A 22,082-nucleotide genomic window follows, 5' to 3' on the forward strand; every position below is an offset into this window, starting at 1 on the left:
GGCGCCTTAAACTGTCTTAGCGACGACGGGGGCTCTTTTCGAGCCAGGCCACCTGGGCGCCGTCTCCGCGGCGGCCATCTTGGCGGGCTGCGGCAGGCTTTGCCTGTGCGGGGCGTTGACCCTGCGCAGGCCGTTGGCCTTGAGCCGGACGCTGGCCCTGCGCAGGACGCTGCTGGTTCCCTGTCGGCTGGCCGCCCTGCGGCTGACCGTTGCCTGCGGGTTTGCCACCGCGACCGCGACGGCGCTTCGGCCCACGGTCGGCATTCGGATCGGCACTGCGCGGTTGGCCATGCCCCTGATGCCCGCGGGCATGCGGAGCTGCGCGGCCCCGCGGCTGACCGTTGCGCCCGGACTGCTCGCGGCGCGGCTCGGAAGCCTCGGACACGGCGGAACCGGCAGGAAGACCCTCGGGGAGCGGCATGACCGGCACCTTCAGGCGGGTCAGCTTCTCGATGTCCTTGAGGTAGGCCTTCTCCTCGTCGTTGCAGAACGAGATCGCGGAACCCGTGGCGCCTGCGCGGGCCGTGCGGCCGATGCGGTGGACGTAAGACTCGGGCACGTTCGGCAGGTCGTAGTTGATGACGTGGGACACGCCCTCGACGTCGATGCCGCGGGCCGCGATATCGGTGGCCACCAGCACACGGCACGAGCCGTCGCGGAAGCCCGCAAGCGCACGCTCGCGCTGCGGCTGGGACTTGTTGCCGTGGATGGCAGCGCCCGCGATGCCGGCCTTGTCGAGGCCGCGCACCACCTTGTCCGCCCCGTGCTTGGTGCGGGTGAAGACGAGAACGCGGTCGATGCTCGGGTCGCGCAGGAGCGTCTCGAGCAGAACCTGCTTGCGGCCGGTCTGCACGAAGATCACGCTCTGCTCCACGCGCTCGGCAGTCGTCGCCACCGGGGTGACCGCCACATGGGCCGGGTTGCGCAGGAACGATTCAGCCAGCGTCGAGATCGTCTTCGGCATGGTGGCCGAGAAGAACAGGCTCTGACGCTCCTTCGGCAGCAGGGTCACGATGCGCTTCAACGCATGGATGAAGCCGAGGTCGAGCATCTGGTCGGCCTCGTCGAGTACGAGGATCTCGATCTCGCGCAAGGTCAGCGCCCTGCGGTCGATGAGGTCGATCAAGCGGCCCGGCGTGGCGACGAGCACGTCGACGCCATTGGCCAGCGCCTTCTCCTGGCGGGAGATGGTCACGCCGCCGAACACCACTTCCGTGGTGAGACGCAGGTTGCGGCCATAGGCCTTGAAGCTGTCGGCGATCTGGCTCGCCAGCTCGCGGGTCGGGCTGAGCACGAGCACGCGGGGGCTCTTCGGCTTACGCGGCTTCGGGCTCTCAGACAGGCGATGCAGGATCGGCAGCGCGAAGGCGGCCGTCTTGCCGGTGCCGGTCTGGGCGATGCCGCACACGTCGCGGCCTTCCATGGCGTAGGGAATGGTCTGGGCCTGGATCGGGGTGGGCTTCTCATAGCCCTCGGCCGTCAGGGCCTTCAGGATCGGCTGGGCCAATCCGAAATCGGTGAAGAGTGTCAAAGTGTAACTTTCGAACGGATGCGGTGAGCCGCAAAGCAGGTTCGGCTTGGATAAAGCAAAGGCGCTTCTGGGCTCTTTGGGAAACAGCCCGCGTGATGGGGCCATCTTATGAGGGAGCGATTGAAGAAGGGGACCGGGGTCTTCGCCTTATCGCGATTATCCGTCACGCAGTCCCGCTCAAGCGGCCCGGTATGCCGGTCGCCGTCGCCTGCTGTGCATATGGGGGTTGAGCGCGGCAAAGTCAACGAGTTTACTGCAGGGGATTAATTCTCCCCGGGAGGAGCGGGTGAGCGCACGGCTCGGCTATTCAGACGACGAGGAAGTCGGCGGCGGAAAGCGAGACCTTGGTGGCGATCTTCATCATCTCGACAGCTTTGTACCTCGTGCCCGATCCGTCCATGTCGTAGGAGACCACGCCGGTCTTCTTGTTGTAAGCGATGTAGTCGTTCTTGTCCTTGGCCTTGCCAAGCTTGAAGAACTTCCCTTTGAGCGCCGCAGGCGCGCTCTCCGATCCAGCCTTGCCGAGCTTCTTGAAGATCTTGTTGTCGAGCCAGATCCTGTCTTCGCGCGGTGTGAAGTCGGTGATGGTATCGAAGTTCTTCTTCCGGTCGGTCCGCCAGGTGCCCAGGGTAGCGTTGAATACGAACACGTCCGCCCCGGCCCCACCTGTGAGAACGTCGTTGCCATAGCCGCCCTTGAGCTTGTCGGCTCCGGTGCCGCCGGTAAGCACATCCTTGAGCCTCGTGCCGACCACAATCCGATCCGAAGGGGCTTCGGGTTCGGCAGGGTTGGTACTAAGCAGATCGACAAGCCGCACGGTGCGGTCTGAGAACCCGAAGCTTTCGACATCGGTCACCGTATCGGTTCCGTCACCCGCGCTCCGCTTGTCGGCCACAAGGAACGATCCGTCGGCCTTTTGGGTCACGATGTAATCGGAGCGCCGGCCCGAAAACACGGCGGTGTCGATATCGATGCCTCCATCGATGCGGTCGTTGCCGGATTTTCCCTCCAGCAGATCGGCGCCGCTCCTGCCCCAGAGATAGTTTGCCGCAACGTTGCCTTTGATCACATCGTTGCCCGCCCCCCTTTGGCATTCTCGATCAGCGAGCGCAGATCGCCCTTGTGAAGCAGCGCATTGTAAACATTGGCGGCATAGTAATCCCCTTTTGTGGTCCAACCCAGGTGGGTTCTCTGCGCCTGCGAAAAGATGGATTTTCCGCCAGGATCCAGATCGAGCTGAAGGTTCGTCGTATAGTTCGACAAATCGTATGTATCGATGCCGCTGCCATCCCATAAGGTTTGGAAGATCGATCTCGCATCTTCCAGAAGTCCGTTCGCGTCGCGGCCTTGCGCAACGCCGTTGACGAAGGCCTCTCCGGTGGTCTCGCTCCATGAATAGACCGTGTCGTCTGCCCGGAACCCGTAGTTTGCTCCGTACAGGTACTGCAGGGCTGCGATATCCAGCATCATGTAGGTTTGAGGATGACCGCCGCTGTAGGTGACTGCACCCGCATGCAGCGACGGAGGGATGGTCGGCATCTGGCTATACGCCATGATGGTGTATTCGTAACCGTCTTTGTCGCCCGGAAGCAGAACGTCCTCAGGCATGTAGATCTCAAACGGATGCTTGAGACCCAATGCATGGCCAAGTTCATGCATCGCGACGGCGTGCCCGTAAGTCGTGCTGGTCGGCGTGGCGAACGGATCCTCGCCCATGAAGTTCTGGCCGAACCAGATATCGCCTTCGATTTCAGCTCCTGGATAATAAGCCCATGCCGTATCGACAAATGAGCTGGAGGCGATCCGAATGAGCGAGCTTGCGTCAGGATCGTTGTGCTTAGCAAACCTGAGATTGGTGAAGCCCTCGATCGGCGACAGCGTCATGGCGTTGCTGGTGCCAGACCGAGTACCATGGATGAAGCCTTCGAAAGCTTCCTGCATGAAGAGCGAGACGCCGGCAAAGTTCGAGGTGAGTTCTTCCCCATCCTTGTAGTCCGGAGAATAGGAGCTTGTCGTCGTAGGGAATGCATAGGTGATCGTGGTGCCCGCAGGCCAGCGGAAGCCTGAGATGAGCCCGTCTATGTAAGCATCGCCCGACCGAGTTCCGTCATAGATCCCTGTAACAACACGCGCCATGCTCACCCTCATATGAGGCTATCGGTTCCAATCTGACATTATTATTTATGTTATACCATAAATTTTCTCTACACAAACAAACCCTTTTCATGTGTATTCCTGCTGTTCGTCCCAAGCTCATCCAACTCATGCCGTCCCGGTTCACCGAGGGCGCGGTTCGGGCAGAGACGCAGCCGGCATCGGCACGGTATGTTCACATAAAAACGCGTGCGGCGGGTACGGATCGAGCCAGCACCTATCCGTCAACCGCAAGGCCTGACATAAAGCAAGAATGTCACCCTCCGGCTCCATGCATTGGCGCGTCGTCTCGGCCCTCTCGATCACGCATCTGATCTCCTACGGGACGCTGTTCTACGCCTTCGCGCTCCTCATCGAACCCATGGAGCGGGATCTCGGATGGTCGAAGACGGCGCTCACCGCCGCCTTCTCGCTCGCCCTCATATCCTCCGCCTTCTTCGCCGTGCCCGTGGGGCGGCTGATCGACCGGGGCTACGGGCGGTGGGTGATGACCGGAGGCTCGGTACTGGCCGCTCTCCTCCTCGTTCTCTGGGCCTATACGGACAGCTACCCGGTTTTCGTGCTGATCTGGCTCGGTCTCGGGGCCGCCACGAGCGCCCTGTTCTATGAGGCTGGCTTTGCGGTCCTCACGTTGAACCTGGGCCTTCTGGCCCGCCGGGGCATCACCATCATCACCCTCGTGGCGGGCTTTGCCAGCACGGTGTTCATCCCGCTCCTGCACGTGCTCATCGACCGTTACGGCTGGCGCGATACGATCCTCGTGATGGCGGCCCTGAACATCGGGATCTGCGCCGTGCTCCATGCCGGCGGCATCCCGGCCGCTCCCGCAAGACCGAAGCCCGCCGGCAATGTCCATGTGGCCGCGCCCCCTGCCGTGAAGCCCCGCCGGGTTCTGGCCAAGCCGGCCTTCTGGCTCTTCGTGCTCACCAACATCCTGCAGGGCACGATCTCGACCGGGGTCTCGATCCATCTGATCCCGATCTTTCTCGACCGGGGGTTCTCCATGGATGCCGCCGTGGCAGCCTATGCCATGATCGGCCCGGTCCAGGTGGCGGCCCGGTTCCTCACGGGGTTCGGCGAGCGGGCCATGAGCCTGCGGGGCATCGGGGTCGCCACCATGGCGCTCAGCGCCCTCGCCTTCCTGCTCCTACCCTTCATTCCACCCGGCTCCTGGCTGATCCTGGTCTTTGCGGCCCTCTACGGCGCCTCCAACGGGATGCTGACCATCGTGCGGGCCCTGCTCCCGCCGGAGCTGTTCGGCCGGGAGGATTACGGGGCCATCCAGGGCATGATCGCCATGCCGGTCCGGATCACCATGGCGGGCGCCCCGTTCGCCTTCGGGGCCCTGTGGGCCTGGTGGGGCAGCTACGATGCCGTGCTGATCGCCTGCCTCGTCATGGCCGTGGGCTCCCTTGTGGCTTTCATGCTAAACCTCGCCTTGGCGAAGGAGCCCTGAACAGAGCAAGAAAGTGCTTGCCTTAGGCGGCTGAAGAAACCATGTGCAGGGCACCGGGACAGCCCGGTTTGAGAGAAAGACGCATTCCGTGACGACAGTGACCGATCTTCTGATTGTAGGCGGCGGCATCAACGGCGCCGGCATCGCGCGCGACGCCGTGGGCCGGGGCCTCTCGGTGGTGCTCTGCGAGCAGGGCGACTTGGCCGGCTACACCTCCTCCGCCTCCACCAAGCTGATCCACGGCGGGTTGCGCTACCTTGAGTATTACGAGTTCCGGCTGGTCCGCGAGGCCCTGTTCGAGCGCGAGCGCCTGCTCGAATCCGCTCCCCACATCATCTGGCCCCTGCGCTTCATCCTGCCGCATGAGAAGGGCATCCGCCCGGCCTGGTTCGTGCGCCTGGGCCTGTTCATGTACGACCACCTGGCACCCCGCAAGAAGCTGCCGGGCACGGAAGGCATCAAGCTCACCCGGCATCCGGCCGGTCAGGCTCTGAAGCCCGGCTTCGACACCGCCTTCGTCTATTCCGACTGCTGGGTCGAGGACAGCCGCATGGTGGCGCTCAACGCGCTGGACGCCTTCGAGAAGGGCGCGGACATCCGGGTGCGCACCAAGCTCACCACCGCCCGCCGCGACGGCCAGACCTGGGTCGCCACCCTCCAGAACGTGGAGACGGGCGAGACGGAGGAGGTGCGCGCCAAAGTGATCGTCAATGCGGGCGGCCCCTTCGTGGCGGACGTGCTCAACGCCAAGCTCGGCCTGAACACCACCAAGAGTGTGCGCCTCGTGAAGGGCAGCCATATCGTGGTGCCGAAGCTCTTCGACACCAAGGAAGCCTTCATTCTCCAGAACACGGACAAGCGCATCGTCTTCGCCATTCCGTACCAGGAGAAGTTCACGCTCATCGGCACCACCGACATCCCCGTGGAGTCGGTGCCGGACAAGAAGGTCGAGATCACCCCGGACGAGATCCAGTATCTCTGCAACGTGGTGAACCACTTCTTCAAGCGCGAGGTCACTCCGGCCGAAGTGGTGTGGACCTATTCCGGCGTGCGTCCGCTCTTCGACGACGGCTCCTCCAACGCCTCGGCGGTCACCCGCGACTATGTGTTCGACATGGACGCGCCGCAGGGCCAGGCGCCGGTGCTGTCGATCTTCGGCGGCAAGATCACCACGTTCCGCAAGCTCTCGGAGCATGCTCTCGAGGAGCTGAAAGCCTACTTCCCCAACATGAAGCCATCCTGGACGGAGAAGGCCAAGATGCCCGGCGGCGACATGCCGGATGCGGACTTCGACCGCTTCTTCGCCACCGTGCGCCAGCGCTGGCCCTTCCTGCCCGAGCCCCTCGCCCACCGCCTCGCGCGCGCCTACGGCACGCGGATCGAGGAGCTTTTGGGCTCCGCCAAATCCATGGCCGATCTCGGCGAGGATTTCGGCGCCGGGCTGACCGCCGCGGAAGTCGACTACCTAGTGCGCCGCGAATGGGCACGCAGTGCCGAGGACATCCTCTGGCGCCGCTCCAAGCTCGGGCTGCATGTGCCGGTTGACGCTCCGGCCAAGATCGATGCCTACTTGGCCAGGACCAAAGCGGCGGCCGTCGCAGCTCAATAAGGTTTGGGGCAAATTGGGGAAAGTCATGGCTCAATACGTCGGTGCCATCGATCAGGGCACGACCAGCTCGCGCTTCATCGTGTTCGACAAGGCCGGGAGCATCGTCTCGGTCGGCCAGAAGGAGCACGAGCAGATCTACCCCAAGCCGGGCTATGTGGAGCACGATCCGCTCGAGATCTGGCGCAACACGCAAGCGGTGATCCAGGAGGCGCTGGCGAAGAAAGGGCTGAAGCCCCAGGATCTCGCCGCCATCGGCATCACCAACCAGCGCGAGACGACGCTGATCTGGGACCGGCGCACCGGCAAGCCTCTCCACAACGCCCTCGTCTGGCAGGACACCCGCGTCGATTCCATCGTCGAGGAGTTCGCCCGCGACGGCGGCCATGACCGCCTGCGCGACAAGACCGGCCTGCCGCTGGCGAGCTACTTCTCGGGCCTCAAGCTGCGCTGGCTTCTCGACAATGTGCCCGGCGCCCGGGAGAAGGCCCAGGCCGGCGATGTGCTGTTCGGCAATATCGACACCTGGCTGGTCTGGAACCTGACCGGCGGCGTCGATGGCGGCCGCCACATCACCGACGTGACCAATGCCAGCCGCACCCAGCTCATGAACCTGGCGAGCCTGGATTGGGACGCGGAGATCCTGAGCCTCTTCAACATCCCGCGTGCGTGCCTGCCGCAGATCTGCTCGTCGAGCGAGGTCTACGGCGAGGCCGTGGACAACCTGGCGGGCGTGCCGATTGCCGGCATCCTCGGCGACCAGCAGGCGGCGCTTGTGGGCCAGGCCTGCTTTAAGCAGGGCGAGGCCAAGAACACCTATGGCACCGGCTGCTTCATGCTGATGAACACCGGCGAGACCCCCTACCCGTCGAAATGCGGCCTCCTCACCACGGTGGGCTACCGCTTCGGGCAAGCGAAGACCGTCTATGCCCTGGAGGGCTCCATCGCGATTGCCGGCGCCCTGGTGCAGTGGCTGCGCGACAATCTCGGCATGATCGAGAAGAGCTCCGATGTGGAAACGCTCGCCCGCAGCGTCGAGGACAATGGCGGCGTGACCATCGTGCCGGCCTTCTCGGGCCTCTACGCGCCGCATTGGAACTCCCACGCCCGCGGGCTGATCGGCGGGCTCACCCGCTATGCCACCAAGGCGCATATCGCCCGCGCGGCGCTGGAGGCCACGGCCTTCCAGACCCGCGAGGTGCTGGACGCCATGACCAAGGACACCGGCATCACGGCCACGGAGCTGCGCACGGACGGCGGCATGGTGGTCAACGAGCTGATGATGCAGTTCCAGGCGGACATCCTGGACGTGCCGGTGGTGCGCCCGAAAGTAATCGAGACCACGGCCCTCGGCGCCGCCTATGCGGCCGGCCTAGCGACGGGCTTCTGGAGCGGCACGGACGAGCTGGTGCGCAACTGGGCCGTAGACAAGCGCTGGACGCCCGCCATGGAGGCCTCACGGCGCGAGCGCCTGAACGCCCTCTGGAACAAGGCCGTTTCGCGCTCACTCGATTGGGCTGACTGATTCAGAGGATTGCATCCTCCACGTCATGGCCGGCCTTGTGCCGGCCCTCCCAATCAGACAAGCGCGGTGCCTCACAAATCGAGATCACCGGCACAAGGCCGGTGACGACGTGGGGGCGATCTGCGGACCCGGCAGATCACGAGTCTTGCAGCGCGGCACGGATCCTGGAAGCCAGCTCCGCCAGCACCTCGGGCTTCTCCATCTGGCCCGTATGGGGTTTGAGCGCCACGCCGTCGAAGCGGGGGATCACGTGGAAATGGATGTGGAACACCACCTGCCCGCCCGCGCTCTCGTTGAACTGCTGGATCGTCAGGCCATCGGCTGCCAGCGCGCTCTTGGCCGCCTTACCCACGATCTGCACGGCCTTCGCGAGTTCCGCGAGGTCGTCGGGCGCGATGTCGAGGAGGTTGCGGGCCTTCGCCTTGGGGATGACCAGAACATGGCCGTCGCCGCGGGGCATGACATCCATGAAGGCCAGGATCCGGTCCGTCTCGTAAACCTTGTGGCACGGCAGCTCGCCGCGAAGGATCTTCGCGAACACGTTGTTGTCGTCGTAGGTCATCCTGTCTTCCATCCTCCGCCATTTCGTCAGGAGCGCTCGCTCTCAGCGCTCCGTCTCTTATACCGGTGCGGGCAGCCGGATCGCCACCTCTCCAGCGCGCATCCTTGCAGGTTCCCGGTTAACTTGTTTTCAGGCAGGGGTTTTCGCCCGAATATTCAGGCATCCATGACTTACTCTCGATGACCCGCCTATTGGCAAATATAGAGGCCGATTTTTCCTTGTATCGAGGTAAGTACCTTCTTGGCTCTTATTCCTACCGACAAGATGTTGCCTTGTTTCGCCCGTCCCAACATTTGGATGAGGCGCGACAAATCGTGACAACTGAATAATTTCGTAAAATTTTTTGCAAAGGTTGGCCCTTCCCAACCGGAACCATCGAATCCGCGAGCGGTTGATGATGCACGAACACCACTCGATTAGGAGGCATAAATGGCAGGTGGTTCGACCTCGAAGCGTGGCTTCGCGTCGATGGACTCCGACCGGCAGCGTGAGATCGCCAGCAAGGGCGGAAAGAGCGTTCCCGCCGAGAAGCGGTCCTTCTCGCAGGATCGCGAACTCGCCTCGGAAGCCGGCCGCAAAGGCGGTCAGGCCTCGGGCAATACGCGCGGCAATCAGGAATAATTATTTCATCGGTTGCAACAATCAAAGGGGCCGCTCAGCGGCCCCTTTACTTTGCAGCAATAATTAAAAATCCAGAATTACTGATGCCTAAAGTTGAACTCGGCGCGGGCCAGGGCAGCCTCGACCAGAACCTCCTCGGCCGCACCACTCCCTATGATGGCCCGAAGTTCGGCGAGGCTTGGAACCTCGAACGCCACGGCGCCGAGATCGATCTGCCGGACCAGATCGCCTGCCAGGGCGGACATGAAATCCAGAGACACGATATCGAGGTGGCGGGCCGCCTCGAGAGCCACCCCCGAGGCGTGATCGCGCGAGGCTCCGATCAGCGTCAGAAGGCAGTATTCATCCAGGCTTCCATGCCTTGATCCCACAGGCCTGTGGACGAACGGGCGCCCGCGCTGACGGGTCAGGGCGAAGGCGAGAAGGAGCGCGTCCGAAACGATCCCCTTCGCGGTCTCGGGCTGCGTGTAGGCGGCCAGCGCCTGCTCCGGGCCGTCGAGCATGGCCAGATCGTACTGGTCTTCGAGACGGTTCAAGGAACGGAACACGTCGATGACCGGCACGGTGCTCGGATGGAGCAGAATTGCCACCGGGCCAATTGCGGACGGAAATGACAGAGCTTCAACCATAAACAAAAACCTTGAAGTGCCGATCATTCAGATCCCGGGGCTTCCCCCGGTCGGCAGCACATGGGGCCAGGCCGGAACGACGAGATGCCGCCTCAGCATCAGGGGGCAGGTCACCTCGTCCTGGTGACACACCAGGATGATGCCGCTGAGCATGGACGCCACCGAAGGCTTGTCCCCGGCAGGGGAACTCGAGGTCAGCCGGGAGAACTCGTCCGCCAGTTCCTCCTGGCACAAAACGGCATCCAGCTCATTCGTTGCAGTCATGGCGTCCTCCGCATCTTCCTTGAAACGGCAACGTATGCCCGGAACCCCGGTTCCTTATGCGTCAACAAGTCCGGAGGCTCCGGACCGGCTCCGGCTCGACCGGGCGGCGAAATTTTTTTCGATGTCGGCGGGAACTGGAATGTCCGGCCGTCGTTATGCCCATAACCGGTCCGAATGCCCCCTTGGACTGGCACCTTTGAGGCGCAGCCATCGGCTGCGCCTTTTATTTTGACCTGCACCTGGGCGCGCCCGCAAACATGAAAACGGCGCTTGGGTTTCCCCAAGCGCCGCATCGTCTCTCGACCGATTAAAGATTACGGCTTCGGAGCAGTCGTGGTGCCCGACTGGCCGGCGGAACCGGTGCTCGAGTTGTCGCCATCCTCGTCGAAGGCCGGGGCGGCCTGAAGCTGATCCTTCGTCATGCGCAGCATCACGCGCTCGGGCTGGTTGTTGCTCGAGGCATTGGTGTTGCTGGCCGTCATGTTGGACGTTCCGGCCGTGCCTGCGCCTGTCGTGGCAGCATTGCCCGTGGCGGTCGTGGTGCCGGTCGCCGTGGTCGAGCCCGTCGTCGCGACATTGTTGCCGCCGGCGTTGTTGCTGCTCATGGCCTGAGCCTGCTGGGCGTTCATGAACTCGAGAGCGTTGAACGGAACGGCCACATCCTTCTCGCCGATGCCCAGGAAGCCGCCGACGCCGACCACGGCCGCCATGATCTGGCCGTTACGGTCCACGATCACATCGTTGATGTCGCCGATCGACTCGTTGTTGGCACCGACCACGCGGGTGCCGATCAGGTCGGAGGCCATCATCTGATTGGCTTCCATCTTGGTCATGAACTGACCCTGCATGCCGCCGCTCTGGCTCATGGTCGACGAGGACTGGTTCATCATCGTCGAGGAGCCGGAGGCGCCGGGCTGCATGGCCGGGGAGCCGGTCGTGGTGGTGCCGGTGCCCGAGGCGGCCGGACGGTCCGTCGGGGCCGAAGGGGTGGTGGAGGTCTGTGCAAGGGCGGGCGCAGCCGCGAAAGCCGTCACTACAAGGCAAGCTGCCATATGCTTCTTCAGCATTGCTTATTTCTCCTGAGGGTACATTAGATCGCGTTATGCGCCAAAGTGCGCGAGGGCTAAACGCCCAGCATGAGCAACCGTTCCGAACTATGACTTACTCAAGGCAACGCAAGCACCCGAATCAACATTCCAGCGCAAGATGAATACTTGTTAATATTTTTAGAAACAGAAAAACTTCTCTGCCGCCTCTTGTGAGAAAACAGCAACTCCAAGTCCAACTATAGGAACCTTTGCCATGGGATTTGGTTCCCGCATGAACTTGGCGACGAACTTTGTGAGATCCCTCCGCTCTCGAATGATGCCTGTCCTATGAGCGGCGGCGTCTATGCGCCGGCGCGGCCTTTCCGCAACCATTAGGATAGGGATTGCTGAAGAAGCGCCAGGCAGAGGCTCGGCATCCTGTCGGCGCTGGCCTTGGCCAGGGGGCTGACGTCGCCGAGGCAGCCGACGGGCTTGCGCGTCTTCTGCTTCTGCTCGTTGGGAGCCTCGTTGCCCTCCTGCCGGCTGACGGGGTGCTGGGTCGCGGGCGTCCGCGCGCCTTCCTTGAGAGTGAGGACCGGCAGATCCGTGTCGCGGGCGTAGATGGTGGTCCCCGAATGAGGGTCGGACTTGTACAGAAGCTTCCCGTCACGGTCGCGAAGGATTACCGTCGCCCGGGCGACGCCGACGAGTTCGACGATCGACACAGTCGCCGGATTTGCGCTCGGAGCGGGGGCCATCATGCGATCCCCTTTCGAAGCGCCCCTATGCTGGGGCAGCGCGGCGTCGGCCAGAACCTCGGATTGCGCCTGTGGAGACATGTTGAAGGACGCGGGCACGAAGCTTCCCGCAACGAAGAAAATTCCAGCCAGTCCCACCAGCGCCACGGGGATACGGAACATCCCTCTCTCCTGATCTTGAACCTCAGCGTTTCAGAATTCAACGCGACGACATCTTTGATGTTCCTGCATCCTTCCGTAGGAGAGAAGAATAAAAAGAGGGATAAAAAGCCTGGAACCTTTGTTTTCGATAGGGCGTTCTTTAAGCACCGGCCTCCTGGTCCTCCCCGCATTCCCCTTGTGCATTGGCCGGCACCTTAGACGGGCTTCAGAGCCCGTCTTTTTTTGTGCCCAATACATGCAAACAAAAGAATAGCCCGGCTGTTAAGCCGGGCTATTACTATTCAGGCTGGTATCCGTCTGAAGCTTATGCCGTAGCAGCGCGCGCCTCGCGCCGGCGGGCGCTCTGCTGGAAGAACAGCGCCTGGCTGATGACGGCAGACACGTTCGCAGGCTGGAATGGCTTGGCGATCAGGAAGGCCGGTTCGGGCCGCTCGCCGGTCAGGAACCGCTCCGGATAGGCGGTGATGAAGATCACCGGAACCTCGAAGGATTTGAGAAGGTCGTTCACGGCATCGAGGCCGGAGCTGCCGTCCGCAAGCTGGATGTCGGCGAGGATCAGGCCGGGCTGCTTGGCGGCGGCCAGCTTGACGGCCTCCGTCCGTGTGCGCGCCACACCGGTGACGTTGTGGCCTAGCCCCTCGACGAGGGATTCGAGGTCCATGGCGATCAGAGGCTCGTCCTCGATGATGAGGATGTCGGTCGCCATATCGGCCGCGAGCTCGCGGCCGGCTTCGTCGACGAGGTCACGCACGGTGCGTGTATCCACGTCGAGGATCTGGCCGACCTCCTCCTCGCCGAAGCCTTCGAGGCAGGAGAGAAGGAAGGCCTGACGGGGAAGCGGCGTGATCTGACCGAGGCGGACCTCCGCCGGCAGATCGCGCTGGATCTGTTCGCTCCGGCCGTTCACCGACAAGGAATTCCAGATGCGCGTGAAGACCTGGAAGAGCTCGACCTTTACGTTCCCGGATGGACCGATGGTCTCAGGCTCGCTCACCAGCGTCTCGAGGGTCGCCGCCACATAGGCGTCCCCGGCCATCTGGCTGCCTGTCAGAGCGCGCGCGTAGCGACGAAGGTATGGTAAGTGCTGGACGACAAGCTGCGCTGTCGACATTCGCTTCCCCTTAACTGTGCTTTTGACTCGTTGTACCGATGGTTCGTTCAACGCGGCAAAGCTGCAAAAGTTCCACTGACGGGAACCGGTCGCGGTAATGAGCGTTATTGCTCGATAACAAATATATGGATACTGCCAAGGTTGGCCACCCCCGCTGATTTGGGATGGCAAGGGGACGAATATGACGGTTGAAAAGGGGAACAAGCTCGCTCGTGCCAGTCGCGACAATGGCCCGGGCGGAAAGCTTGCAACCGATCCTAAGCTCGACAGCGGCAGCCAGAAACGCATCGGCGACCAACTCCGCGCCATGTACGACGAGCTCATGCAGCAGCCCGTTCCGGACCGCTTCAGAGATCTGCTCGAGCAGTTGGACAAGAATGGGCAAAAAGGCGGGTCTCAATGAGTCAGGAGCCGGACCCCGAGTTACGGGAGGCTCTTCTCGCAGCGGTTCCGGGGCTTCGCGCCTTCGCCATCTCGCTCTCGGGCCAGGTCGACAGGGCCGACGACCTTGTCCAGGACACGCTCCTGCGAGCCCTCTCCAATCTGCATCGCTTCGAACCCGGCACGAACCTGAACGCTTGGCTCTTCACCATCCTGCGCAACCTCTTTCACTCGGAATACCGAAAGCGGCGCCGTGAGGTCGAGGATCCCGACGGATCCTATGCCGGACGGCTGAGGGTACAGCCCGAGCAAGGCGCTCACCTGGATTTCGAGGACTTCCGCAGCGCCCTGTCCCAGCTTCCCTCCGACCAGCGCGAAGCCCTTCTTCTGGTGGGAGCATCGGGCTTTTCCTATGAAGAGGCCGCTAACATCTGCGACTGCGCCGTCGGCACCATCAAGAGTCGCGTGAACCGGGCGCGCATACGCCTGGCATCCCTACTCAACGTCGATGACATCGAGGATCTCGGCCCCGACAGCATGACCCGAGCCGCCCTCCAGGGCTGAGCGGCCAGACCTCTTCCCACAACCCTTCTGCTCAACCCACCTCGAACGGCAAACGCCGCCTCTGGGAGGCGGCGTTCGGGTTAATTGATCTGCCGCAGCGGCGTCACATCGGGTTGCGCCCGCGGAGCAGGCCGATCACGGCGGAGATGGCGAACAAAACGATCGCCACGAAGAAGATCAGCTTCGCGATCTCGACCGCGGTGCCGGCGATGCCCCCGAAGCCGAACAGAGCCGCGACGAGAGCGATGATGAGAAAAGTGACTGCCCAACCGAGCATGATGTTACCTCGCTAACATGACAATCGACCGTAAGCCGACGATGCTCAAACAACGCCAAGCGCAACTGTAAGGTTCCGCATCGAGGGCAGTCGCCAAGCCCGTTCATCAGTCGTTCAAAAGTAATCCTTCAGGCTTTTATTCGCATGGAACCCGACTTATCCCCACACGTTTTCCAAAACACTTGGGAGAGATGGCCAATGAATCGTTCGGTTGCCCTTCGTTCGCTTTTCATCTTTGCGGTTCTTACTGTCTTTGCAGCGATCACCGGTGCGGCTTCTCAGGTTGAGATCGCGGAAGTTCTGTTTCTGATCGGCGGCTCCCTCTCGGCCGTCATGCTGCTCTTCGTTCTGGCCACCCCTTCGCCCAGCCCGGTTCCGGTGCGCGTGCGCCGCAGGCGCTGATTTTTCCTGCACGGCTTCATGAAGGTCGGGCGGCTCGAAAGAGCCGCCCTTTTCGTTTCATGCCTCCGTCGGGTCGCCGCCGTTTGGGTGCAGGACCGTGCCGGTGATGTAGGAGGAATCCGCGCACGCCAGGAACAGATAGCAGGGCGCCACCTCGTTCGGTTGGCCCGGGCGCTTCATGGGCGTGTTGGCCCCGAACTGCTTCACCTTCTCGGCCGGGAAGGTCGAGGGGATCAGCGGCGTCCAGATCGGCCCCGGCGCCACGCCGTTGACGCGGATGCCGTCACCCGCAAGCTTCTGCGCCAGGGACCGCGTGAAGGCCACGATGGCGCCCTTGGTGGCGCTGTAGTCGAGAAGCTCCGAGCTGCCGCGATAGGCTGTCACCGACGTGGTGTTGACGATGGCGGCGCCTTTCTTCAGATGGGGCATGGCCGCCTGCACCATGTAGAAATAGCCGAAGATGTTGGTGCGGAAGGTGCGGGCGATCTGCTCGGGCGAGATCTCCTCGATCTCCTTCTTCGGGTGCTGCTCGGCGGCATTATTGACCAGCACGTCGAGCTTGCCGAAGCGCTGGATCACCTGGTCGACGGCCGAGCGGCAGAAGCCGGGATCGCCCACGTCGCCTGCAATGGTCAGGCACGAGCGCCCTTCCCTCTCCACGAGCCGCTTCGTCTCCTGCGCGTCCTCGCTCTCGTTCAGATACATGATCGCGAGATTGGCGCCCTCGCGGGCGAACAGAACGGCCGTCGACCGCCCGATGCCGCTGTCACCGCCGGTGATGAGCGCGACCTTGCCCTGCAGCCGGTTGCTGCCCGGGTAGCGCGGCTCGTAATCGGGCCGCGGGTTCATCTCGGTCTCATGACCGGGCTGCTGGTCCTGCACCTGGGGCGGCAGGGTCTGTTTCTCGTCGGAGCTCATGCTGTCATCCCTTGTGCGGAACGGATGCGGACCTCCTGCCGGCCAAAAACAGGGCGGCTTGAACGACGAAGCCCGCGTTGAAGCTCAACGCGGGCTCGAAAAGCGTGTTCCTGGAAAGACAATGTCAACGCATCGGATTGATCCCAAAAGTGCAAATCCACTTTTGGGTCTGATGCCCTAGTGCACCGTCTCGGTGCGGTCGGTCATGCCGGGCGCCATGCTCAAGAGGTGGTAGAGGATGATGGCCCCGAAGGTCGCCGTCCCGATGCCGTCGAGCGTGAAGCCGGCCACGTTCAGCTTGAAGTTGCCGGCGCCCAGAACCAACGCCACCGCAACCGTGATCAGGTTGCGCGGGTTCGAAAAATCGACCCGGTTCTCCACCCAGATCCGGCCGGCCGTCGCGGCGATGAGACCGAAGACCACGATGGAGAGACCGCCGAGCACGGGGCCCGGGATCGTGCCGATGAAGGCGCCGAACTTAGGCGACAGGCCGAGCAGCAGCGCGAAGGCCGCGGCGATGAGGAAGACCAGCGTCGAGTAGATGCGGGTCACGGCCATCACGCCCATGTTCTCGGCATAGGTCGTCATGCCCGTGCCGCCGGCGGCACCCGACAGCATGGTGGCGACGCCGTCGCCCATGAAGGCGCGGCCGAGATAGGGGTCGAGGTTGCGGCCCGTCATGGCGCCGATGGCCTTGATGTGCCCAAGGTTCTCGGCCACCAGGATCACCGCCACCGGGGCGATCAGGCTGATGGCGCGCATGTCGAAGACCGGGCTCTGGAAGGACGGCAGGCCGAACCAGTCCGCCGCGCCTATCTTGGCGAAGTCGATGGGCTGGCCGAGGCCCAGGACATTGGCGCAGATGAAGTAGATCAGGTAGCCGAGCGCTCCGCCGACCAGCACCGGCAGGCGGCGCCACATGCCGGGCGCATAGACCGCCACAAGGCCGACCGCCACGACGGTGGCGAGTGCGATCCAGCGGGCGAAGTCGCTGCCGTTCTGGTTGTCGGGCGTGACGCCGGAGGCGCTGTTGATCGCGATCGGCGCGAGCACGAGGCCGATGGCGGCCACGATGGCGCCGGTCACCACCGGCGGCATGAGCCGTTCGATCCAGCGGTGCCCCGCCAGCTGCACCACGAGGCCGATGAGGAAGTAGAGCGCACCGGCCGCGATGATGCCGCCGAGCGCCAGGGGGATGTTGGGATTGGGGCTGCCCACGCTCGCCCCGGTGGCGACGAGGACGGGACCGATGAAGGCAAAGCTCGAACCCAGATAGCTCGGCACCCGGCCGCCGACCACGAGGAAGAAGATCAGCGTCGCGATGCCGGAGAACAGGATCGAGACGTTCGGATCGAAACCCATCAGGATCGGCGCCAGCACGGTCGCGCCGAACATGGCGACCACGTGCTGCAGGCCGACGACCACCATCTGGCCGGTCGGCAGCCGCTCGTCCGGCATGACGACCCCTTCGGTCTTCAGGCTCCACCGCGGCAGGAAACCATCGCTCATTGTTGCACCCCCAAGTATGACATCATTGTCCGACACCTGGGGCTGCACCGTAGCCCCGCAGCCTGTGGAATGGCTAGGTGGAATAGGCACTTATTAACCGGCGCGAAGGCCGGGATTCTGGACAAGCGCCGTTTTGGCAGTCACATCTTGGGCGATTGACCTGACAGGGGATAACGATGCGCAGGAACCAGGACGTGCCGGCTGGCACGGTGCACAGCCTTTGGATCGACAGCCAATGCTTGAAGGGCAACCTTCTCGGCGATCCGTCCCGGCGCCGGGTGGATGTCTACGTGCCCGCAGGCCATGACGGCCGCGGACTTCCCCTCCTCGTCGACCTCGTCGGCTACACGGCCGGCGGTCCCGCTCACACCAACTGGAAGAACTACGGCGAGAACGTGCCCGAGCGCCTCGACCGCCTCATCGGCACGGGCGCCATGCCTCCCGTCGCGGTGGCTTTCCCGGATTGCTTCACGCGCCTCGGCGGCAACCAGTATGTAGACAGCGCCGCCATGGGTCTTTGGGAGACCTTCCTGATCCGCGAGATGCTCCCCCTCGTCGAAGAGCGCTTCGGCTGCGGCGGCGGCGGCCGCCGGGGCGTGTTCGGCAAGAGCTCGGGCGGCTTTGGCAGCATGGTCCACGCCCTGCGGCATGGCGGCTCCATCTGGTCGGCCGCAGCCTCGCATTCGGGCGATGTGGGCTTCGAGTACCTCTATCACCTGGGCGAGTTCGCCGGCACGCTCCGCCACCTGGTGGAACACGACATGTCCATCGAGAAGTTCCTCGCCAAGTTCGAGGCGGGCCCCAAGGCGAAGGACAAGGACTGGCACACCCTGATGCTGCTCGCCCAGGCGGCGAGCTTCGACCCTGACCCGAGCCGGTTCTGCGGCATCCGCCTGCCGGTCGACATGGAGACCTGCGAGATCATCGAGGAGCGCTGGGCCAACTGGCTCGGCTGGGACCCGCTGCGCATGGTGGACGACCCGCAGCACCAGGAAAACCTGCGCAAGCTCAAGGCCTTCTACATCGATTGCGGCGACATCGATCAATACAACATGGTCTATGGCTCACGGATCATGCGCCGGAAGCTCGAGGACGCGGGCATTCCCCATATCTATGAGGAATTCCACGACGACCATTCCTCCGTCGACTACCGCATGGACATCAGCCTGCCGCTGCTGGCGAAGGCGCTCACTTAAGACCGGCGCTCAAGCCCCGCCGGGCTCGTCCTCGGTGGGCAATTCGCAATGGTTGTGGATGTGGGTTGCGGCGAAGGCCGCATGGCCCATGCCGACCACGATCTGGTCGATGCCGCGCACGATGTCGCCGGCCGCGTAGAGGCCCTTGACGCTGGTCTGGCAGTGGCTGTCGACGATCAGGCTGCCCGACGGGTCGTGCTCGGCTCCGAGGGCAAGGGCGAGATCCGAGCGGTAATTGAGGCCAAGCGCCGAGTAGAGCACGTCGAAGCGGTGCTCCTTGCCGGCCACGTTCACGGCGGAGATCCGGTCCTTGTCCATGGAGAGGGCCTCGACCGGGGCCTCGACCACCTTGATCCCATGCTCGTCGAGCCTCCCCTGCTGCTCGGCGTCGAGGTCCAGATGCTGCCCCAAGGTCAGCAAGGTCACGTCCCTGGAATAAGTGCGGGCGATGAAGACAGCCTCCCCGATGCCGTGGGCGCCATAGGCGATGACGGCGATCTTCTGGTCGCGGGACTCATAGCCGTCGCAGATCGGGCAATAGCGGACGAGGCCGCGCTGCACGGCGTTCGGCACGTCTGGCAGGTCGGGCTCGATGTCCACCGCCCCCGTGGCAAGCACAACCCGGCGGGCGGCGATCTGGCTGGTGCCGCCCTCGTTGTCCTCCACCACGGCGATGAAGCGGTCCGGTTGCTTGCGCAAACCCGTCACCCGCCCGGGCAGAATGCAGTCTCCATACTGCTCGAGATTGGCCCGGGCCCGGGCCAGGAGGTCCTTGCCCGAGATCCCTTCCGCGAACATGGGGATGTTATGACTCGTCGGGATCCAGGCCGCCCGAGGCGTGCCGCTATCCACCACCACGAAGCGGCGCTTGAAACGGGCCAGGTACAAAGCCGTCGTCAGCCCCGCCGGCCCCCCGCCAACGATCAGGCAATCCAGAATATCCCCGTTAACCGCCATTCCTCTCCGGTGCTCCTGTGCATGCAGGAGTCACAACACGCGAGGGCGGGAAAAGATCGAGGTGGCTTCAGGCATTGCAGCATGACGCGTCTAAAGGCCGACCACGACGGATACATTTGGCTTCGTTTTGCCAAAAACCGATCTTTGAACCCTGGGTGTGGGATAACGGAGTGAGACCTCGGAGGCGAAAAGGGAGGAGTCCCGACGACTAAAGGGAACCTTTCACCCCTAGGGCCGTTGACGTTACGTCAATTAATGTTATATCGTTAAACAAATGATTGGGAGGTTCGCCGCGTGACTGATGGTCGAGATCGATCTACTCATCCCTTAGATCTACATTCTGACCTTCGCTATTCTATCCGCTCGGCTCGCGCCGTTGTTGAGGCTCTAATTGCCCGTGATAGCAACGCTGCTGAAGAAGCGGCTCTGCGTACATGCCGTGATTGCGATCTCCTGATCCGCCTGATCCGGGAGCTTGCGCTGCTCCTACGGGATCCGCTCAATCAGCGCCTCGGATTGGATCCCGTCATGACGGCGGCCCTCGTTCGCCGCGCAGACCGCGTCCTTGCCCTTGTTGACGCTTTGCCGTCACCGAACCTGCCTTCGGCGACGTCGGACCACGACCACGACGGCGAAACTGTTCTGGCTCATCAGCCGTGCGATGCGCGCTCTGGAAGCCAGACCCTCGACGCCGAGTTGTTGTCCGCGCCTCATGACGTCCCAGGGCTCACCGTCGCCTCAGTCGGGCTGCGGGTTCGGCTCGTTCCGTATGAGATTTATGGCAGCACCAACCCTCTAGCCGAAGAGCGGAAGGACAGCGCATCAGCACCGGCGGTGGACAAAGCCCCTCCCGATGCCAGCAGCGACTGAGGATCGGGGAATGCCTCTTGTTGAACCATCAGAACTCGGGACAACAAAAAGGTCTCAGCTCTCGCCACGGGTGCGGCTTGCCATATGGGAACGGGCCAAAGGGATCTGTGTGCTATGCCAGGGGCGCATTGACGGTGTTCGCGAGCGCTGGATCATCGAACACATTCGGGCGCTGGAACTGGGAGGCGCGGACGAGCCCGACAACATGGGCCCTGCGCATGAGACATGTGCAGCGGCCAAAACACGCGACGATCATCGGCGTGCCGCCAAAGCCAAACGGCAGAAGATCCAGCATCTGGGCGCTGCAAAGACCAAACGCCCCCTCCCCTGCGGAAGACAAAGCCGCTGGAAGAAGAAGATCGACGGTACCATCGTGCCACGGAAATAACTCTCCTTCTCATCGACAAGTTCGCTTGCAGTGATGCAACGAGCGCAGCGGCAATCTCAGGGCAGCCATCGAAGAGCATTTATCCCTTGGCCCAGTTCTCGATTGTAAGGCCATCCACCCGCTGAAACTCCTTCTCGTTATTAGTAACCAGGATCACCTCGAGGCTCCTGGCATGGGCGGCGATCCAGAGATCGTTGTTGCCAATCAGTTCGCCGCGAGCGGCCAGATCGGCTCGGATGGCTCCATACGCCTCAGCCACATCAACGGCCAGCGGCAGGACCGGGATCAGCGCAGTGAGCTCTTCCAAGATCATCATCGCTTTACGAGGCTCTAGGCTTTTGCGAACTCCGTAGGTCAACTCCCCGTAGGTGATGACCGAGATCGCCGTCGAGCCAGGAGGCAACACCTTGAACCGGTTCAGGACGGCTTGCGGCCGCTCTCGGCGGATGTAGATGCAGATGTTGGTGTCGAGAAGATAACGAGGTGGAGCTGTCATAACCCCTCGCGCTCCTGCGGCGGACTATCCTCGCGCTCGATCTCCGGGAGATCGCACAACAGCTCAAATGCGCGGGCCAGATTGCGGGGTTTCTCCCGCAAGATGATTTCGTCGCCCCGGCGATAGATCTCGACCTCATCACTGGTCAGCCGAAACTGCTTGGGCAGTCTGACGGCCTGACTGTTCCCCGACTGAAAAACCTTTGCAGTGGCCACGCGCACCCTCCGTATATACATGGTAGTATATACAAAATTTGTGGTCCTTCAAGATGTGACTCGTGCAGGTCAAGGCGTTTTTCCCAATCCACCAAGCACATGGGCAAGGTTCGCCGCCGCTTTAGGCAGCACGCCAGTTCAGGAGCCGCCTGACCTCGTCGCCTGCGGGAGACACCGATAGCTCGTTCAAGGCCTTGGTCAGATCACGCACCGCGAACTTGCGGCGCGAAAGGGCGCGGCGCTCGTAGCGGTCAGCACGGGTGAGTTGAGCCAGCAAGGCCACCACGCTTGCATCGAGAGCGTCCTCCTTAATCTGGTTCAAGAGATCCTGCAGCAGGCTCGCTCGGATAGAGCGGGCGCGCAACAGGTTGACCTCTGCCTCAATGATCGCACGAAGTTCCGGCACGTACTCTTGGCTTATCTCTAACTCGTCGAGCAGATCCTGTACGAGCTCGCCGACCATGCTGGCATGGCCAGAATCCCGGTCTGCGGCCGCGAGTCC

General features: G+C 62.9%; 26 protein-coding genes. 10 read left to right on the top strand and 16 right to left on the bottom strand.

What is annotated here, in order from left to right:
- Positions 1-16: 16 nt before the first annotated feature.
- The 3 genes from JAO75_RS12790 to JAO75_RS12800 form a co-directional block, all read right to left on the bottom strand.
- Entirely contained in the window at positions 17-1,531 is a 1,515-nt protein-coding gene (locus tag JAO75_RS12790) for a DEAD/DEAH box helicase (protein ID WP_199049526.1), read from the bottom strand.
- 307 nt (positions 1,532-1,838) lie between these two features.
- Positions 1,839-2,600, bottom strand: coding sequence for a calcium-binding protein (locus JAO75_RS12795; protein ID WP_199049561.1), 762 nt, complete (start codon positions 2,598-2,600; stop codon positions 1,839-1,841).
- Positions 2,597-3,667, bottom strand: a complete 1,071-nt coding sequence (locus tag JAO75_RS12800) for a M10 family metallopeptidase (protein ID WP_199049527.1) — start codon at positions 3,665-3,667, stop codon at positions 2,597-2,599. Before JAO75_RS12800 ends, JAO75_RS12795 begins: the two co-directional genes overlap by 4 nt.
- A 271-nt stretch (positions 3,668-3,938) precedes the next feature.
- Between JAO75_RS12800 and JAO75_RS12805 the strand changes: the two genes are divergently transcribed.
- The 3 genes from JAO75_RS12805 (at position 3,939) to glpK (ending at position 8,272) form a co-directional block, all read left to right on the top strand.
- Positions 3,939-5,141 (top strand): MFS transporter, encoded by a 1,203-nt coding sequence (locus tag JAO75_RS12805; RefSeq protein WP_199049528.1) that lies wholly within the window; start codon positions 3,939-3,941, stop codon positions 5,139-5,141.
- Positions 5,142-5,229: 88 nt separating this feature from the next.
- Positions 5,230-6,750: a glycerol-3-phosphate dehydrogenase gene (gene glpD / locus JAO75_RS12810; RefSeq protein ID WP_199049529.1), complete on the top strand. Its 1,521-nt coding sequence runs from the start codon at positions 5,230-5,232 to the stop codon at positions 6,748-6,750.
- 25 nt (positions 6,751-6,775) lie between these two features.
- Positions 6,776-8,272, top strand: coding sequence for a glycerol kinase GlpK (gene glpK / locus JAO75_RS12815; protein WP_199049530.1), 1,497 nt, complete (start codon positions 6,776-6,778; stop codon positions 8,270-8,272).
- A 136-nt stretch (positions 8,273-8,408) separates the two neighbouring features.
- Here glpK and JAO75_RS12820 read toward each other — a convergent pair whose 3' ends face one another.
- On the bottom strand, positions 8,409-8,834 hold the full coding sequence (locus JAO75_RS12820) for an HIT family protein (protein ID WP_199049531.1): 426 nt from the start codon (positions 8,832-8,834) through the stop codon (positions 8,409-8,411).
- A gap of 429 nt (positions 8,835-9,263) precedes the next feature.
- On the opposite strand from JAO75_RS12820, the gene JAO75_RS12825 reads away from it, so the two are divergent.
- Positions 9,264-9,455 carry a con-10 family general stress protein gene (locus JAO75_RS12825; protein ID WP_009494027.1) on the top strand — a complete coding sequence of 64 codons (192 nt, stop codon included), beginning with the start codon at positions 9,264-9,266 and terminating at the stop codon, positions 9,453-9,455.
- 77 nt (positions 9,456-9,532) lie between these two features.
- Here JAO75_RS12825 and JAO75_RS12830 read toward each other — a convergent pair whose 3' ends face one another.
- The 5 genes from JAO75_RS12830 to JAO75_RS12850 form a co-directional block, all read right to left on the bottom strand.
- Positions 9,533-10,045 (bottom strand): hypothetical protein, encoded by a 513-nt coding sequence (locus JAO75_RS12830; protein ID WP_199049532.1) that lies wholly within the window; start codon positions 10,043-10,045, stop codon positions 9,533-9,535.
- A gap of 66 nt (positions 10,046-10,111) precedes the next feature.
- The gene (locus tag JAO75_RS12835) at positions 10,112-10,348 is read right to left on the bottom strand and encodes a hypothetical protein (protein WP_199049533.1); all 237 of its coding nucleotides are present in this window, start codon (positions 10,346-10,348) and stop codon (positions 10,112-10,114) included.
- Between the two features lie 314 nt (positions 10,349-10,662).
- Positions 10,663-11,415 carry a PRC-barrel domain-containing protein gene (locus JAO75_RS12840; protein ID WP_199049534.1) on the bottom strand — a complete coding sequence of 251 codons (753 nt, stop codon included), beginning with the start codon at positions 11,413-11,415 and terminating at the stop codon, positions 10,663-10,665.
- Positions 11,416-11,768: 353 nt separating this feature from the next.
- Positions 11,769-12,296: a hypothetical protein gene (locus tag JAO75_RS12845; protein WP_199049535.1), complete on the bottom strand. Its 528-nt coding sequence runs from the start codon at positions 12,294-12,296 to the stop codon at positions 11,769-11,771.
- A 304-nt stretch (positions 12,297-12,600) separates the two neighbouring features.
- Positions 12,601-13,407, bottom strand: a complete 807-nt coding sequence (locus tag JAO75_RS12850) for a response regulator (RefSeq protein ID WP_199049536.1) — start codon at positions 13,405-13,407, stop codon at positions 12,601-12,603.
- A 181-nt stretch (positions 13,408-13,588) separates the two neighbouring features.
- Between JAO75_RS12850 and JAO75_RS12855 the strand changes: the two genes are divergently transcribed.
- The gene (locus JAO75_RS12855) at positions 13,589-13,810 is read left to right on the top strand and encodes a NepR family anti-sigma factor (protein ID WP_199049537.1); all 222 of its coding nucleotides are present in this window, start codon (positions 13,589-13,591) and stop codon (positions 13,808-13,810) included.
- Positions 13,807-14,352 (top strand): sigma-70 family RNA polymerase sigma factor, encoded by a 546-nt coding sequence (locus JAO75_RS12860; protein ID WP_199049538.1) that lies wholly within the window; start codon positions 13,807-13,809, stop codon positions 14,350-14,352. The genes JAO75_RS12855 and JAO75_RS12860 overlap by 4 nt, the downstream gene beginning before the upstream one ends.
- A gap of 103 nt (positions 14,353-14,455) precedes the next feature.
- Here the strand turns inward: JAO75_RS12860 and JAO75_RS12865 are convergent, their stop codons facing one another.
- Complete coding sequence (locus JAO75_RS12865; protein WP_199049539.1) at positions 14,456-14,629, bottom strand: DUF1328 domain-containing protein; 174 nt, start codon at positions 14,627-14,629, stop codon at positions 14,456-14,458.
- Positions 14,630-14,827: 198 nt separating this feature from the next.
- Here JAO75_RS12865 and JAO75_RS12870 point away from each other — a divergent pair, with 198 nt between their 5' ends.
- Positions 14,828-15,031: a hypothetical protein gene (locus tag JAO75_RS12870; protein ID WP_199049540.1), complete on the top strand. Its 204-nt coding sequence runs from the start codon at positions 14,828-14,830 to the stop codon at positions 15,029-15,031.
- Between the two features lie 57 nt (positions 15,032-15,088).
- Here JAO75_RS12870 and JAO75_RS12875 read toward each other — a convergent pair whose 3' ends face one another.
- Both JAO75_RS12875 and JAO75_RS12880 read right to left on the bottom strand, forming a co-directional pair.
- Positions 15,089-15,949, bottom strand: a complete 861-nt coding sequence (locus JAO75_RS12875) for an SDR family oxidoreductase (protein ID WP_199049541.1) — start codon at positions 15,947-15,949, stop codon at positions 15,089-15,091.
- A gap of 177 nt (positions 15,950-16,126) precedes the next feature.
- Positions 16,127-17,458: a solute carrier family 23 protein gene (locus JAO75_RS12880; RefSeq protein WP_199049542.1), complete on the bottom strand. Its 1,332-nt coding sequence runs from the start codon at positions 17,456-17,458 to the stop codon at positions 16,127-16,129.
- Between the two features lie 176 nt (positions 17,459-17,634).
- Here JAO75_RS12880 and JAO75_RS12885 point away from each other — a divergent pair, with 176 nt between their 5' ends.
- Positions 17,635-18,654, top strand: coding sequence for an alpha/beta hydrolase (locus JAO75_RS12885; RefSeq protein ID WP_199049543.1), 1,020 nt, complete (start codon positions 17,635-17,637; stop codon positions 18,652-18,654).
- Positions 18,655-18,663: 9 nt separating this feature from the next.
- On the opposite strand, the gene JAO75_RS12890 is transcribed toward JAO75_RS12885, so the two are convergent.
- Positions 18,664-19,611 carry an NAD(P)/FAD-dependent oxidoreductase gene (locus tag JAO75_RS12890; protein ID WP_199049544.1) on the bottom strand — a complete coding sequence of 316 codons (948 nt, stop codon included), beginning with the start codon at positions 19,609-19,611 and terminating at the stop codon, positions 18,664-18,666.
- A 294-nt stretch (positions 19,612-19,905) separates the two neighbouring features.
- Here JAO75_RS12890 and JAO75_RS12895 point away from each other — a divergent pair, with 294 nt between their 5' ends.
- Positions 19,906-20,481, top strand: a complete 576-nt coding sequence (locus tag JAO75_RS12895; protein ID WP_199049545.1) for a hypothetical protein — start codon at positions 19,906-19,908, stop codon at positions 20,479-20,481.
- A gap of 10 nt (positions 20,482-20,491) precedes the next feature.
- On the top strand, positions 20,492-20,869 hold the full coding sequence (locus tag JAO75_RS12900) for an HNH endonuclease signature motif containing protein (protein ID WP_199049546.1): 378 nt from the start codon (positions 20,492-20,494) through the stop codon (positions 20,867-20,869).
- Positions 20,870-20,948: 79 nt separating this feature from the next.
- On the opposite strand, the gene vapC is transcribed toward JAO75_RS12900, so the two are convergent.
- The 3 genes from vapC to JAO75_RS12915 form a co-directional block, all read right to left on the bottom strand.
- Positions 20,949-21,365 carry a type II toxin-antitoxin system tRNA(fMet)-specific endonuclease VapC gene (vapC, locus tag JAO75_RS12905; RefSeq protein ID WP_199049547.1) on the bottom strand — a complete coding sequence of 139 codons (417 nt, stop codon included), beginning with the start codon at positions 21,363-21,365 and terminating at the stop codon, positions 20,949-20,951.
- Positions 21,362-21,580, bottom strand: coding sequence for an antitoxin (locus JAO75_RS12910; protein WP_343234610.1), 219 nt, complete (start codon positions 21,578-21,580; stop codon positions 21,362-21,364). Before JAO75_RS12910 ends, vapC begins: the two co-directional genes overlap by 4 nt.
- A 121-nt stretch (positions 21,581-21,701) precedes the next feature.
- A complete protein-coding gene (locus tag JAO75_RS12915) occupies positions 21,702-22,043 on the bottom strand; it encodes a hypothetical protein (RefSeq protein WP_199049549.1) in 342 nt (113 codons plus the stop codon).
- Between the last annotated feature and the right edge of the window lie 39 nt (positions 22,044-22,082).

Source organism: Microvirga splendida (assembly GCF_016427565.1).
Lineage (GTDB): Bacteria > Pseudomonadota > Alphaproteobacteria > Rhizobiales > Beijerinckiaceae > Microvirga > Microvirga splendida.